Genomic DNA, 14,993 nt, shown 5'->3' with positions numbered 1-14,993 from the left:
ATCATCAAAATATTCTAAATAGTATATATATTTTTGTTTAAAAAGTAATTTTTTTGAGAATGAATGAAAAAAATTATAGAAAAAAAAGCTAGTAGCATACGCTACTAGCCTTGTATTACTTATTGTTGAGTTCCACGTAATTGTGACTCAGCCATTTGCACTAGACGTTTAGTGATTTCTCCTCCGACTGACCCGTTTGCACGAGCAGAAGCTTCCGGTCCGAGTTGAACACCAAACTCTTGTGCAATTTCATATTTCATTTGATCTAATGCTGCATTTGCACCTGGAACTAAAAGTTTATTTCTGCTGCTGTTGTTGTTTGTAGCCATCTCTCTCACCTCCTTGTGCATTTAGAATGTGCTGTAATTATTAATTAATACATAAAAGGTGAGAGGTAAATTGTTCATATATTACCGATTCGATGGTACAAAATTATTCAAATTATAATAAATGCTTAAATTTCTCTACTTTCATACGTTTTTCAGGCAACGTATAAATTTCGCGATTTTTCACTGCTCGTTCAATATACTCATCAAAATCTACTTGAGATTCGAAATAAGTTACTCGATCTATCTTTGGTCTTGTTTTCGGATTTGCTGGTGTAAATATTGTACAGCAATCTTCGTACGGTTTAATGGAGATTTCGTACGTGCCAATCTTTTGAGCAATATCAATAATGTCCAGCTTATCGAATGAAATCAAAGGTCTAAGAATCGGTGTATTCGTTACTTCATTGATAGCCGTTAAACTTTCTAATGTTTGGCTTGCTACTTGTCCTAAACTTTCACCTGTAACAAGCCCCAAAGCGCCAATTTCTTCACGAACACGATCTGCAACTTTCATCATCACTCTGCGTGTTGTTGTCATTAACATTTCTTTTGGTACTGAATCTTTAATTAAAACTTGTAATTCAGTGAATGGTATAACATGTAAATGAATAGAAGAACCAAATTTTGTTAATTCATTTGCTAAATCTTTTACTTTTTGCAATGATTGTTCACTCGTATAAGGTGGGCTATAAAAATGAATGGCATCAATTCTTACGCCCCTTTTCATCATTAAATATCCTGCTACTGGGCTATCAATTCCACCAGAAAGCAATAATAAAGATTTTCCGTTCGAACCTACAGGCATACCACCTGCACCATAAATGATTTCAGACATTAAATAAGCTGCTTCTTTTCGAATTTCAATTCGAAGTTCCACATCAGGATTTTTTACATTTACTGATAAATTTGGATTATGTTTTAATAAAAATCCTCCAACTGCTAATTGTATATCATATGTTTTGAGTGGGTAAGTTTTATCTGATCGATGCACTTCCACTTTAAACGTGATTTGCTGATCTTTATAACGATCCATTATTTTTTGGGCTAGCTGTTGGATGTTTTCAATTTCCCTATCGCATATAGCAACAGGACTAAACGATTGAATACCAAACACACTAGGCAATTTTTCCATCAATACATCAAATTGTTTTTCATTATCAAGCTTAATATACATTCGATCCCGCTCTGCTTGAACTGTCAGAGGGGCAATATCAGAAAAAGTATATTTGATATTATTTTTTAATCGGTGAATAAAATCTTTGCGATTTCGACCTTTTGTAGTGAGTTCACCATATCGTATTAATATTTCATTCCAAAGCATCATTTTTATACTCCTTTTAATTCTTTCATAACTTCTTTAAAAATTTCTTTAAATTGTTCTATTTCTTCCTCGGTATTTTTTGCGCCAAAACTTATTCGAATAACCCCTTCTTTAAAGTGAGAATCTACATTTAAAGCTTCGACAACATGGCTTGTTTTCTTTTGTTTTGAAGAACATGCGCTAGATGTAGATACAATGACACCTCTTTTTTGCAATGCATTAATTATCACTTCGCCTTTTAAATCTCGCACGCTAAAAGACAAAATATGTGGCGCCCCTTCTTTAGTTGAGAGTAAATAAATATGATCACCGAAAGTATTGAAAAAATCCATCAGATGATCTCGCCACTTTTTAAATTTTGCATAATTTTCTTGTAGATGTTCAGTTTCAATTCGACAAGCTTTTGCTAGTGCAACTACTTGTGGAACAGGAACAGTTCCGCTTCTTAATCCAAATTCTTGACCGCCACCTACAATTAGTGGTGCAATGTTTAATTTTCTTTGAAATGCGATGATTCCTGTTCCTTTTATTCCATGGATTTTATGACCCGAAATTGTTATTATATCCGGTCCGACATCACCGTTAAATTGAACTTTCAATTTTCCAAAACTTTGTACTGCATCCACATGAAAAATGGCACGAGAATGTTGGTGAATGATTTTGGCTGCTTCCTCAATCGGTTGAATTGCTCCCATCTCATTATTGACATGCATCATGCTAACAAGAATCGTATCTTTACGAAGTTTGCTGCACAATTCATCTATGGATATTACACCCTTATTATTCACCGATAAATACTCGACTTCATATCCATCTTTTTCTAAAGTTTTATATGCTTCCAACACTGATGCGTGTTCAATTTCAGTTGTAATTATATGTTTCCCAATATGCTTATTTTTTTTTGCAACGCCAAAAATTGCAAAGTTATTTGATTCTGTTCCTCCTGAAGTAAACAAAACGTGTTCCGGTTTTGTTTTGATTATGTGAGCAATTTGATTTCTTGCTGCTTCTAATAATTCATTTACTTCCACACCAAAGGCATGAATTGAAGCAGGATTCGCAAAATAGTTATTATTTACTTCAAGAAATGTATGTAATACTTCATCATGTGGTTTCGTTGTAGCACTATTGTCAAAATAGATCATGAATACCAACCTTCTATTTATAATTTTTATGACAATTTCAAAAGAAAAGGGTTGTTCAGAAAGTGAACACTTTCCGGACAACCAACCTTCTCATTGTGACTATTAGCATCAAAAAATCATCCAAAATCTATCAAATGAATGGATAACAGCAAATTGCAATATCAATTTCCGATAATGCAATTTGTTATTAATATTATATCGTGAATAACCTTATCGTGCATAAACTAATGTTTCGTTTTTTCGAACATTTCTTCTTGAACGAGTTCTTGAATGCGTTGAATTGCTCCTTGTTCCGCCAGTTCCACAGCTTCTGCTGCTTCTTCCAAAGCTTTTACATAGCGGAAATTGTGGAACGATTCTTCCGCTTGAAGTAACAATTCATGGACCCTTGGATTTGAACGATATCGGTTTCCATATTGAATGATACGCTCTATTAACATCACATTTTCGATCATCTCTTTAGCATGTTTTTGCACATCTTGAATACATTTTTCCGCTTGATCTAAATTGCTATTTACCAAATTCATGTTCAACGGAACTTCTTGGAGGCTTTGCATAACAATAAATAATTGCTCTTCTGCTTCTTCTAAGCGAGCATCCATTTCTTCTGGTATACCCGGAATGTTTGCTCTATGTAACATCCGGTCTGTTTCTTGCAGGATTTTCTTTAAAGACTGAAGTTTTGCTCGAGCTTTATTTTCATCAATTCGCAAATTCTTTAACCGGTTTGAAAACTGATCTTGTACCTCTTGAATTTGCTCAATTTCATTACGAATTTCGATTAATTCTTCTTGCAAACTTGAGTATGCGGATTTTTCATCTCTTACACGGGATAACAATACTTCAAATCTTTTTTGTATCACTTCCAATTGTTTTAATCCGAGTTTTGGAATTTCAGCCTCTTCTTCCGGCAAACGATAGCTATTTTGCACATATTCTGCTTCTGTACTTACTTCTTTTGTAGCTTTCAAAACTTCATTTAAAGTTTTGTATGTACTATCGCAATTTTTATCGACATAGTTTTTTGCATAAACTTCTTTTTCAAGTAAATCGTAAAAATTGTCGATTTCATCATTGATTTCTTGGATTCTTGTCGACACATAAGAAATATTTAAATTCGCTAATTCCTCTTCTAATTTCTTTAATTCTTGTTCAATACGGTCAAGGTTATCTGTTAATTCAAGATGCTGCAAGTAATAGGATTGTTCTTCCATTTCCCGGTGACCATTTCTTAATTCATGAATTGAGGACGGTATTTTTGTTTGAATGTCTGTTAATAAAGCAGGAATTTCATTAATTAACCCATTTATTTCTTTCGATTTTTCATTGAGCAAAAGAACAATCTCTCTGGCATTCAAATAATTTCCTTCTTCAGTTAACTTATCATATTCTTCAAATTTCTTCGGAAATTCTTCTAGCATTTTTTCCAAATTCTCAATCGCAGGACCAAAGGAATATTGATGAGCTAGAAGAGTTTTGCGAGCTGAACGATAAAGTTCCTTCAATTGTTCTATTTCAATGCGATTCTTTTCTTCACTGCCAATTAATTCTTCTAATTCAGATAAGATCTCATTTTTGATTTGATCACATTTATCAATATAATCTTCTATATCTTTTTCAATCATCGAAGCTTTTTTAAATTTAAACCGGTCAATATATTCTTCAGCATCGAACAACATGGAATCAATTTTGATGATGTCAACATCTACCACTTCAGTCCATTTATTTCGCCAACGTTCGAATAATTCTTCCGTCTGACCGTTCATATTCAAATTTTTTACCTTTGTTAATTCTTCAAATATAGGATAATGTTGAATTTGTAATTTCTTTTTTTCCAGTCGCTCTATTACAGCATTATGTTTTTTCCGGATGATTAGCCCGAACGTTAATAATGCTAATAGTACGATGATGACAATGATGATATACTTCATCGTAAGCCTCCTATTCCACACTCACGCAAATTGGCTATATGTTATATAATATACCATGTTTTTAAACTTTTGTTTTAAAAAATGAAGTATTTCATGAAAGTAATATAATTCTATTTAAAAGTAAAAGGAGTTGAAAAAAATTGAAAAAAGACGGGCACATTCATACTCCCTTTTGTCCCCATGGAACAGCTGATTCGCTGGAAGGATATATAGAAAAAGCAATTCAACATCAATTTACAGATATTACGTTTACTGAACATGCACCTCTACCAGCAAATTTTGTTGATCCCACACCCGAAAAGGATAGCGGAATGAAACCGGATTTATTGCCAACTTATATAGATACATTGCACAAATTAAAACAACAATATGAAAAAGATATCACCATTCATATAGGTTTAGAAGTGGATTATATTGTTGGTTACGAAAACGAAACGAAAAACTTATTAAATAGTGTTGGTCCTTTTCTTGATGATGCCATCCTGTCCGTTCATTTTTTAAAATGGAAAGATGAATATGTTTGCATCGATTATTCAGAACAAGAATTTATGAAATTTGTAGAAAAAGTTGGAAGTGTTGAAGCGATTTATGAATTGTATTATGATACTGTTATTCAATCAATTGAAGTGGACCTTGGTGTATATAAACCTCGTCGCATCGGCCATCCTACACTAGTCCATAAATTTCAACATGCCCATAAAGTTCATGTAGATGATGAACAGCGCATTAAAGAAATATTAAATAAAATGAAGGCATTTGGAAACGAACTGGATGTAAATAGCGCAGGGTTAAGCAAAAAATATTGTTTAGAGCCTTACCCTCCATTCCCAATGATTGAGTATGCTAAATCGATACATCTGCCACTTGTGTTTGGATCTGATGCTCACTCAATCAATGATTTGCATCAACATTATGAAAAAATTTTCCGCAAATAGGAGGTACTATGTTTACGAAAACTGAATATAAAGGTAATCTCAAAGAGCAATATGACATGTTATCCAAGCAACTCTCCGCTTTACTCGAAGGAGAAGATGATATCATTGCGAATTTAAGCAACGCTAGTGCATTGTTAAATCAATTTTTAACAGACATCAACTGGGTTGGATTTTACTTAATGAAAAATGGTGAACTTGTCCTCGGACCATTTCAAGGATTGCCTGCTTGTGTACGAATCCCAGTAGGACGTGGCGTATGTGGTACCGCTGTACAGAAAAGAGAAACGATCGTCGTAGAAGACGTTCACCAATTCCCTGGTCATATTGCATGCGATGCTCGAAGTAATTCAGAGATTGTCATTCCACTAATAAAAAACGATGAAATCATCGGCGTCCTTGATATTGATAGTCCACTGAAAAATCGCTTTACAAACGATGACAAGCTGGGATTAGAAAAATTTGTCCAAACATTAATCCAATATTTATAAAAAAATTACTACGTTTTCGTAACTTTTACGAACGTAGTAATTTTTTATGGCCTCAAAGCCCTTACATCCTCATAAATACAAACCTTATTTTTTCCGCTATTTTTTGCAACATATAAAGCTTTATCTGCCTGCAAAAATAATTGCTGATATTCCGGTCGATTTTGTTTATGCCAAGTAATTAATCCAGCTGAAACGGTCACTTTAGGAACAGTTATTTTTGGAATTTGCGACACGATTTTTTTAGCTAGATGATATGCTTCCGATTCAGATATATTTGGCACATAAATGCTTAATTCTTCACCGCCCCATCGAGCACAAATCCCTTTTTTTCCAACTTCCTCAATTAACTTTTCTCCAATTTGAATTAATACTTGATCGCCAACTTGATGACCGAATGAGTCATTAATTTGTTTAAAGTCATCAATATCAAGCAATAAAAACATACCGCTTTCATCGTTTGTTAATGATTGATTCACAAATTTATCAAGATAACTTCTAGCATAAAGCTTCGTTAAATGATCATGATCGACCATTTCTTGCAATTTATGTCTCAGAATATTATTCGATATCGCTAATGATGAGTGATGGATTAACGATTGCATTAATTTAAAGCTATCAAAAGAGAAAAAGTAAGCGTCTTCATGTAAAACAATGCTAAAGCCGATAATTTTTTGTCCAGCAATCATCGGTATGGCCATCATCGACTTGAATTTCAGATCGCTTGAAATGAGTCGGCTAAAATCTGCGATGAATAAAGAGTCCTTCGATTTTTCAAAATGCTTTGCGACAAAATCAATGTAAAAAATGCCCTCAGCCGATTTAAATAAACTGGTAGAAGCATTTGCTAATTGAAAACATTCCTTCTCCGCAAACACAAAACATAACTCGTTAGGTTGGAAAGATTTCATTAACTGCTTCTTTAAAAACGTAAGCATTTCAACTATATCTAGCTCTGAATTCAATCGATGACTCGTTTCATTAATTAGTTGCAAATCATCGATTAAACGATGAGATTGATGATATAATTTTGCGTTTTCTAATGCATTGCCCGCCGTATGTGTAAGCATTGCAATGTATTCCTTTTCCTTTCTGGAGAATACATATTGGATTGGTGCTTTCACTTGGAAAATACCGTAAATTGCTTGTCTCCCTTTTATCGGTGCGTTTAAAATGCAACTGTTTAATTCCTCTGATTTTTCAATCGTAATTTTACCCGATACAAATGCTTCAACTGTTGCAGCGCGCTCTTTTAAATAGTCAAACTGTTTAATTTTAAGGGAAGTCTTCTGTTCTTGATCATTCGACAATATTAATTCTACTTCAAATTCTGAATAGTTTTCTTGGATTGTGGTAATCACGTTTTCTAATATGATGTCGATATCCATCGTAGAGTGAAATAAATCCGTCATACTATATAATTTTTTAAATTTCTTTTCGTTCGTGCGTACTTCTAAATTATGAATGAATGCTCGAAGAAATTTTGAGATGTTATCGACGAATTCACAAAAAACTTCTGATTCAGAAAACTTTTTCCAAGTAGGACTCGATTGACATAATAATAATCCGAATACTCTTTCTTCTTCCCTGAGTAACACCATATCAGTGAAATCACGATAGTCAAAAAGCTCCTTTAAAGATGGTGGTATGGAAGCCCTAGCTTCGACCATTTGCGGTATCTCTCTCTGTTCTAATATGGAAATTGCGCTTTTATACTGCTTTAACGTATCATTTTCAACGAAGAGAATATCGCATTTCTTTATATTAAAATGTTGCACCAAACACTTTTTAAGCATATTGATAAATTCTTTCAAATCACGCTCATCATCGATGGAGCTAAATGAAAGGTTCAATAATTCCGACTTAAATTCCATTAATTTCAGCCGATCTTCTGACATGAAATCACCTTTTCTTGACTAACAAGATAACAACATACTATATAATTATACCATTTTTTAAAACTAATTTCCTACTCATATTTTAGCTTTAAAGACATATTGTAAAATAAAATTTTCTTTTCTGTATCATTGATTAATGTTATGAAAAAAACAGTTGAAATATCTCTAAACATTAGCAATTCAATTATTTTCCCTTGACTGAAGTTCTAAAAAATTATAAAATTACCTTCGTGTAAAATAAATGCAGCAGTTGTATAAACTTGTGAATGTATTTTATTCCTCTAATAGTCACTGATTATTAGAAGGTGTATTGAGTAACCCTAACGGCTGCTAGGGCGAAAATACATGAAAATAAAATACACATAAGTTCGGATACAACTGGTTTTGTTTTACAACAAAAAAACCAAAAGGAGGAGACAAGATGTCTCGTTATACAGGACCATCATGGAAAATCTCTCGTCGCCTTGGTATTTCACTAAGCGGCACTGGTAAGGAATTAGAAAGACGTCCTTACGCACCAGGTCAACACGGACCTACTCAACGTAAAAAATTAACAGAATATGGTTTACAGCTTCAAGAAAAACAAAAACTTCGTCATATGTATGGTATGAACGAACGTCAATTCAAAAACCTATTCGTTAAAGCGGGTAAAATGAAAGGTGTTCATGGTGAAAACTTCATGATCCTTCTTGAATCTCGCTTAGATAACTTAGTATATCGTTTAGGTCTTGCTCGCACTCGTCGTGCAGCTCGTCAATTAGTAAACCATGGCCACGTTACTGTTGATGGACAACGTGTTGATATTCCTTCATACAGCGTAAAACCTGGTCAAGTAATTTCTTTACGTGAAAAATCTAAAAACTTACAAGTTGTAAACGAAGCAATTGAAGCAAACAACTTTGTTCCAGAATACTTAACTTTCGATGCAGAGAAAAAAGAAGGTACTTACGTTCGTTATCCTGAACGTTCTGAATTACCATCTGAAATTAACGAATCTCTAATCGTTGAGTTCTATTCTCGCTGATTTATCGCTTTATTACAAAAAGCCCCGGAAACTTTGTTATCAAGTTTCAGGGCTTTTTTCATATGGAAAACTTTATTTCAATTAATAGTGAAACAAACAAATCTGTTAATACCAAGGCATTAAGTATATTCAATCGTTTTGCTATTATGTTTCTTTCGGGTAATTTTCCCCCATTGGCAACGTTTTTTTCGATATCAGATAAACACCGAAACTCTAATCAGCGATAAAAAATAACGGAATATAGCAATTTCAATCATGACCATTAGTAATGCAATCATCACATCTGACCCATGCAGTTTTAATCCTTGAGTATATACTCGCTGGAAAAATGCTGTAAGAGACAATAAGATTCCATAACATGTATAAATTAAAAATAAATTAATCATAAATGGAACATTCAATAAATCGAATGATTCCAATTACCATCATTATTAAAGTGAATATTGTTAAATAACAAAATTATATTTATTTACATTTTTTAATCTTTTTGGTTTAATTGTTTCGTAACATGTCAATAAAATATTATGCAGAATTAAGTGCATTATTACTATTTTGGTATTAATAAGTAAGTCTTAATGAAAGAAAATTTCAAAACCCCATTATATCTACTATCTAATGGGGTGGAATTTTTTTCAAAAGGACAAAAATTAAGGCTTGATTGACATCATTTGTCAATCAAGCCTACTCGTTTATTTCTATCAAGTATTAAACGTATTTAACCATATGATATTTCTTTTTACCACGTCGGATAATTGTAAATTCATCGTCTAAACGATCTTTGCTACCAACAATGTAATTTACATCAGTTACTTTGTCTCCATTAATAGAAATGGCTCCATTCGCTACGTCTTCTCTTGCTTGACGTTTTGATGGCGAAATATTTGCTTCTACTAGTAAATCTACAATATTTTTGTCTTCTTTCGCGATTTCTGCAGTAGGTACATCTTTAAATGCATCTCTCATTTCACTGGCAGATAGTGATTTTAAATTCCCTGAGAATAGTGCATCTGTAATGCGTTTTGCTGTTTCGAGCGCTTCTTCGCCGTGAATTAGTTTTGTCATTTCTTCTGCTAATACCTTTTGCGCTTTGCGTAAATGTGGTTCTTCTTCCACAGATACAGCAAGAGCTTCAATTTCCTCTTTTCTTAAGAACGTAAAGATTTTTAAATATTTAACAACATCCGCATCAGCTGTATTAATCCAGAATTGATAAAATTCATATGGACTAGTTTTCTCAGGATCTAACCAAACTGCACCGCTTGCCGTTTTACCAAATTTTGTGCCATCCGCTTTTGTAACAAGCGGCATTGTAATACCGTAAGCCTTAGCCTCTTCATTATGGGTTTTGCGGATGATTTCAAGACCTGTTGTAATGTTGCCCCATTGGTCTGAACCCCCAACTTGTAATCGCACATTGTAATGATCGTATAAATAATTAAAATCAATACCTTGCAATAAAGTGTAAGAGAATTCAGTAAATGAAATACCTGATTCAAGACGAGAGGCAATGGTATCTTTTGCAAGCATGTAATTAACATTAATAAGCTTTCCGTAATCACGCAAGAAATCGATGACATTCATTTGGCTAATCCATTCATAGTTATTCACTAAAATAGCACTGTTTTCACTATCACCGAATTCAAAAATGCGCTCCATTTGTTTTTTTAGTCCATTAACATTTTTTTCTATTTGTTCTTTTGTAAGAAGTTGGCGTTCTGTAGATCTTCCAGATGGATCACCAATCATTCCTGTTGCCCCACCAACAAGTAATACAGGTTTGTGACCTGCTTGTTGGAAACGACGCAGTGTCAGTAGTGGCACAATATGACCAATGTGCATGGAATCAGCTGTTGGGTCCACCCCTACATATAATGATATTTTTTCTCCACTTAATAGTTTTTCTAATCCTTCTTCATCAGTTTGCTGATATATTAAACCACGCCATTTTAAATCTTCTAATAACGCATTTGTCATACTTGATTCCTCCTATTTTGTATTTATTAATGAAAAGGGATAGTGTGTTCAATACATATTTTACCAAATTTAGGTCGAAGAAATTTTGCAATAAAAAAAACTGCATGCAATCATGCATGCAGGGACGCTATTCACGTGGTACCACCCAGCTTGGAGAAACTATCTCCCACTCATTCATCCTTATCGCGGAAAACGTTCAAGCTCCAAGAACGTAATTCATGTCTTCATTATGACTAGCTTGCACCAACCGCTAGCTCTCTAATACACAGTGAATGAAAACACTACTTCAATCTCTTCAACGCTTGAAAATATATGTAAATCATAAAAAACTATAAGTCATATTGTACTCGTAAAATTTTCATTGTCAACAACTATACTCCGATTATATAGAATTGTGCTATAATATACAAGATTTTAGGAGGGGATTGAGTGAGAGAGTGGCTTCAACAATTTATCAATAAACTAATACGAATAAACGAAAAAATTGAAACGATCGTTACATCTAAAGATACAAGTAAGTTGCGCATTACATTAAGTGTGCTTTGGAATCTAGGACTCGTCTTTTTGATACTTTTTCTAACCAGCTTTGTATTTGTATTTTCCATTGGGGTAGGCTATTTTGCTTCATTAGTAAAAGACGAGCCTCTGCATACGAAGGAAGAAATGCGTAAACAAATTTATAACTATGAAGAAACTAGTGAAATGTATTTTGCTGGAAATATTTACATAGGCAAAGTTCGTACAGATTTAGATCGACAAGAAACAACGCTTGATCAAGTTTCACCCCTTTTAGTGCAGGCAGTCCTTGCAACGGAAGACGAATACTTTTATGAGCACAATGGGATTGTGCCAAAAGCGGTACTTCGAGGATTAATTCAAGACTTTACAAATGCTTCAACCCAAACTGGTGGTTCTACTTTAACGCAGCAACTTATTAAGAACCAAATATTAACGAATGAAGTGTCATACGAACGAAAAGCGAGAGAATTGTTGCTTGCATTCCGTCTTGAGCATTTTATGACAAAAGATGAAATTTTAGAGGCGTATTTAAACATTATTCCATATGGCAGAAATGCTTCTGGCCGGAATATTGCAGGAGTGGAAACAGCGGCGAAAGGAATTTTTGGTGTAAGTGCAAAGGATTTAAATTTACCGCAAGCTGCATACATTGCCGGAATTCCACAAGCACCTTTTGCTCATACTCCTTATACGCAAAAAGGACAACTAAAAAGTCCAGAAGGTTTACAACCTGGAATCGAACGAATGAAAACCGTCTTATATCGAATGAAAGAAGTTGGCTATATTTCAGAAGAGGAATATCAAGAAGCTCTCAACTATGACATTACAAAAGATTTCAAAGAACCAGAATCACAAACGTTAAATTACCCATATCTAACTTTTGAAATCGAACGCCGAGCAAAAGAAATTATGGCAAGAGTATTAGCTGAAAAAGACGGCATCGATCCTAAACGTCTTGATGAAGAGGAAAATCTTTACGAAAAATATATAATACTTGCGGACAGAGATATACGTTCAGGCGGCTACCGCATATATACGACAATCGATAAAGACTTATATGATGCAATGAACAATGCAGCAAAGGAATTCCAATATTATGGTCATACTTTTACGAAAACAGAAATTGATCCAGAAACAAAACAAGAAGTTGAAGTCCCTCTTCCTGTGCAAGTAGGCAGTATACTAATCGAAAATAAGACAGGAAAAATATTGAGCTTTGTTGGAGGAAGAGACTTTGAAATTACCGAGTTAAACCATGCAACTCAAGCATATCGTCCGAATGGTTCAACGATGAAACCGCTACTTGTTTATGGTCCAGCGATCGAATATGGTGTGATTGGCGCAGGAAGTCCTGTTGTTGACGTCAAATTCAAGTATAAAGGCTGGGCTCCAACTAACTATATCCAAAACGAAGAGCGGGGAATCATACCGGCTAGGGTAGCATTAGCTCACTCTCAAAACTTAACAGCAATCCGTTTATACGACCAAATTATCGACAGAAGACCTGCTGAGCTATTAAAGAAAATGGGATTCTCAAAATTAACTGAAGGGGATTTTGTTAATCTAGCTACTTCTATCGGAGCATTAGAATACGGAACAACAGTGGAAGAAAATACAAACGCTTTTGCCACATTTGCAAATGGCGGGAAATTTATTGACGCTTATATGATTGATCGGATAGAAGATGTAGACGGCAATATTATTTACAATCACACTCCAGAGCCAGTTCAAGTGTTTTCCCCTGAAGCATCATACATCATTACTGATATGATGAGAGATGTATTGGAATATGGTACTGGTACTAGAGCACGCAGTACATTAAAATTCTCATCTGACTTTGCAGCAAAAACAGGTACAACTCAAGAATACAAAGACGTATGGTTCGTTGGATACAATCCAAATGTTTCTTTAGGGGTTTGGTTAGGTTATGACCAACCGAGAACTTTATATCAATTTAACAATGTATACTTCCAACCAAGTACTCGTGTAAATTTATTATGGGCAACTTTAATGAATGCGGCTTATAATGCAAAACCAGAATTCATTGGTACGAAAGAGCGATTCCAACAACCGAAAGATGTCGTACATGCATCCTTCTGTGGCATCTCAGGAATGGCGCCATCAAACACATGTAGTAATGCTGGTTTAGTACAAAATGACTTGTTTATTCGTAAATTTGTTCCATCCAAAGTAGATAATAGCTTCATCTCATCTGAAACGAGAACGGTTAACATCAACGGTGAATCTTATCTTGCTTTGGATTCAACACCACCTGAATTTACTTATACTTCTAGCGGAATTTCATTAAATAAAGAATTTGTTGATAAATTACTAGGCCGTCTCGGCGGAAATCCTGATAAACTCTTAGGAAAACAATCAATCCGAGTTGCATCTGCAAAGAGCTTTGACGCAGACCAAGTTGCACCTCAACCAGTAAATGCAACAATTAAAGGAAATGTTTTATCATGGTCATCTTCCGCTTCCAATGACGTTGTCGGTTATCGTGTTTACGACCTTTCCGACGGCGGTAAAAAATTAATCGCTTCCGTTAAAAGTGATACTCGCAGCATTACTGTTGGAAAAGGAAAATACGGAGTCGTCGCAGTTGATATTACGGGACTAGAATCCGCCATTTCCAACGTGCAAGCAGGAGAACCGTTACAAGAAAATCCTAAGGACGATCATAACGAAAACGAACAACCAAACGACAACGAACAAAATGAAACTAAAAAAGAAGAAAATGACCAGAACCATCAATAAAAACTGTTATTCCACAACAATGGCAACCCACATCATCATTTATAAACACGTCGTCTGAAATGATTTCAAGACGCCAATTGTAACACTATCGCAGGAACAAGTGTTATAAAAAAATAAGTGAGGGCGTCTGAAAAAAAGTGATATGCTCCCTATTAGGTAGACAGATGAAAAAATAAAAATTCATCTAACCTAATAGGGGGCTTTCATTATGACCTTTTACAAGTATCCTAAAGAGTTCATGTTAAAACTGATTCATTTTTAAGTGCCATTATTGATTTGTATGATGGTTCTATTGTGAGTTATGAATTGGGTCATTCCAATAATAATCAATTAGTTTTTAAAACCATACGAAAAGCAATCCAAACCCTGAAACCTGATGAACATCCACTCGATCGAGGATTCCAATATACGTCCAAAAAATATAAGGATATCATAGACGAGGCACAATGAACACAAAGTATGTCTCGTGTGGGTCAATGCATCGATAACGCTCCAATTGAATCCTTTTGGAGTAAATTCAAATGTGAAAAATATCATTTGAATACCTATGATTCATATCAAGCACTGAAACAATCGATTGATGAATATATTTATTTTTATAACAATTTCCGTTATCAGAAAAAATTAAACGGCTTAAGTCCCTTAGAATACAGGGCTCAAGCCGCTTAGTAA

General features: G+C 34.3%; 12 protein-coding genes, 1 pseudogene and 1 other annotated feature. Of the genes and pseudogenes, 6 read left to right on the top strand and 7 right to left on the bottom strand.

Annotated features, from left to right (window positions below):
• Positions 1-119: 119 nt before the first annotated feature.
• The 4 genes from NSU17_RS13630 to ezrA all read right to left on the bottom strand — a co-directional run bounded on the left by NSU17_RS13630 (position 120) and on the right by ezrA (position 4,726).
• A complete protein-coding gene (locus tag NSU17_RS13630; RefSeq protein ID WP_016837103.1) occupies positions 120-329 on the bottom strand; it encodes an alpha/beta-type small acid-soluble spore protein in 210 nt (69 codons plus the stop codon).
• 112 nt (positions 330-441) lie between these two features.
• Positions 442-1,650 (bottom strand): tRNA uracil 4-sulfurtransferase ThiI, encoded by a 1,209-nt coding sequence (gene thiI / locus NSU17_RS13625; protein ID WP_340435896.1) that lies wholly within the window; start codon positions 1,648-1,650, stop codon positions 442-444.
• 5 nt (positions 1,651-1,655) lie between these two features.
• Positions 1,656-2,795, bottom strand: coding sequence for a cysteine desulfurase family protein (locus NSU17_RS13620; protein WP_340705266.1), 1,140 nt, complete (start codon positions 2,793-2,795; stop codon positions 1,656-1,658).
• Between the two features lie 224 nt (positions 2,796-3,019).
• Positions 3,020-4,726: a septation ring formation regulator EzrA gene (gene ezrA / locus NSU17_RS13615; protein WP_340705265.1), complete on the bottom strand. Its 1,707-nt coding sequence runs from the start codon at positions 4,724-4,726 to the stop codon at positions 3,020-3,022.
• Positions 4,727-4,866: 140 nt separating this feature from the next.
• Between ezrA and hisJ the strand changes: the two genes are divergently transcribed.
• Positions 4,867-5,661: a histidinol-phosphatase HisJ gene (gene hisJ, locus NSU17_RS13610; RefSeq protein WP_340705264.1), complete on the top strand. Its 795-nt coding sequence runs from the start codon at positions 4,867-4,869 to the stop codon at positions 5,659-5,661.
• An 8-nt stretch (positions 5,662-5,669) separates the two neighbouring features.
• Positions 5,670-6,149, top strand: coding sequence for a GAF domain-containing protein (locus tag NSU17_RS13605; protein WP_096551553.1), 480 nt, complete (start codon positions 5,670-5,672; stop codon positions 6,147-6,149).
• Between the two features lie 44 nt (positions 6,150-6,193).
• On the opposite strand, the gene NSU17_RS13600 is transcribed toward NSU17_RS13605, so the two are convergent.
• Complete coding sequence (locus tag NSU17_RS13600; RefSeq protein WP_340705263.1) at positions 6,194-8,044, bottom strand: sensor domain-containing diguanylate cyclase; 1,851 nt, start codon at positions 8,042-8,044, stop codon at positions 6,194-6,196.
• 421 nt (positions 8,045-8,465) lie between these two features.
• Between NSU17_RS13600 and rpsD the strand changes: the two genes are divergently transcribed.
• Positions 8,466-9,068 (top strand): 30S ribosomal protein S4, encoded by a 603-nt coding sequence (gene rpsD / locus NSU17_RS13595; protein ID WP_016837096.1) that lies wholly within the window; start codon positions 8,466-8,468, stop codon positions 9,066-9,068.
• 194 nt (positions 9,069-9,262) lie between these two features.
• Here the strand turns inward: rpsD and NSU17_RS13590 are convergent, their stop codons facing one another.
• Together NSU17_RS13590 and tyrS are read right to left on the bottom strand one after the other, a co-directional pair.
• Positions 9,263-9,454, bottom strand: coding sequence for a hypothetical protein (locus NSU17_RS13590; RefSeq protein WP_340705262.1), 192 nt, complete (start codon positions 9,452-9,454; stop codon positions 9,263-9,265).
• A gap of 319 nt (positions 9,455-9,773) precedes the next feature.
• Positions 9,774-11,042, bottom strand: coding sequence for a tyrosine--tRNA ligase (gene tyrS / locus NSU17_RS13585; protein ID WP_340705261.1), 1,269 nt, complete (start codon positions 11,040-11,042; stop codon positions 9,774-9,776).
• A gap of 117 nt (positions 11,043-11,159) precedes the next feature.
• Positions 11,160-11,350 (bottom strand) — a binding site (T-box leader).
• Between the two features lie 121 nt (positions 11,351-11,471).
• Between tyrS and NSU17_RS13580 the strand changes: the two genes are divergently transcribed.
• The 3 genes and pseudogenes from NSU17_RS13580 (at position 11,472) to NSU17_RS15990 (ending at position 14,990) form a co-directional block, all read left to right on the top strand.
• Positions 11,472-14,321 carry a transglycosylase domain-containing protein gene (locus NSU17_RS13580; RefSeq protein ID WP_340705260.1) on the top strand — a complete coding sequence of 950 codons (2,850 nt, stop codon included), beginning with the start codon at positions 11,472-11,474 and terminating at the stop codon, positions 14,319-14,321.
• A gap of 264 nt (positions 14,322-14,585) precedes the next feature.
• A pseudogene (locus NSU17_RS15995) lies at positions 14,586-14,771 on the top strand (IS3-like element ISEnfa5 family transposase); the annotation flags it as partial.
• 9 nt (positions 14,772-14,780) lie between these two features.
• The gene (locus tag NSU17_RS15990) at positions 14,781-14,990 is read left to right on the top strand and encodes an IS3 family transposase (RefSeq protein ID WP_445684081.1); all 210 of its coding nucleotides are present in this window, start codon (positions 14,781-14,783) and stop codon (positions 14,988-14,990) included.
• Positions 14,991-14,993: the final 3 nt, after the last annotated feature.

Source organism: Ureibacillus sp. FSL K6-2830, from assembly GCF_038004145.1.
Lineage (GTDB): Bacteria > Bacillota > Bacilli > Bacillales_A > Planococcaceae > Ureibacillus > Ureibacillus thermosphaericus.
This window is presented reverse-complemented; position numbering and strand designations above follow the sequence as displayed.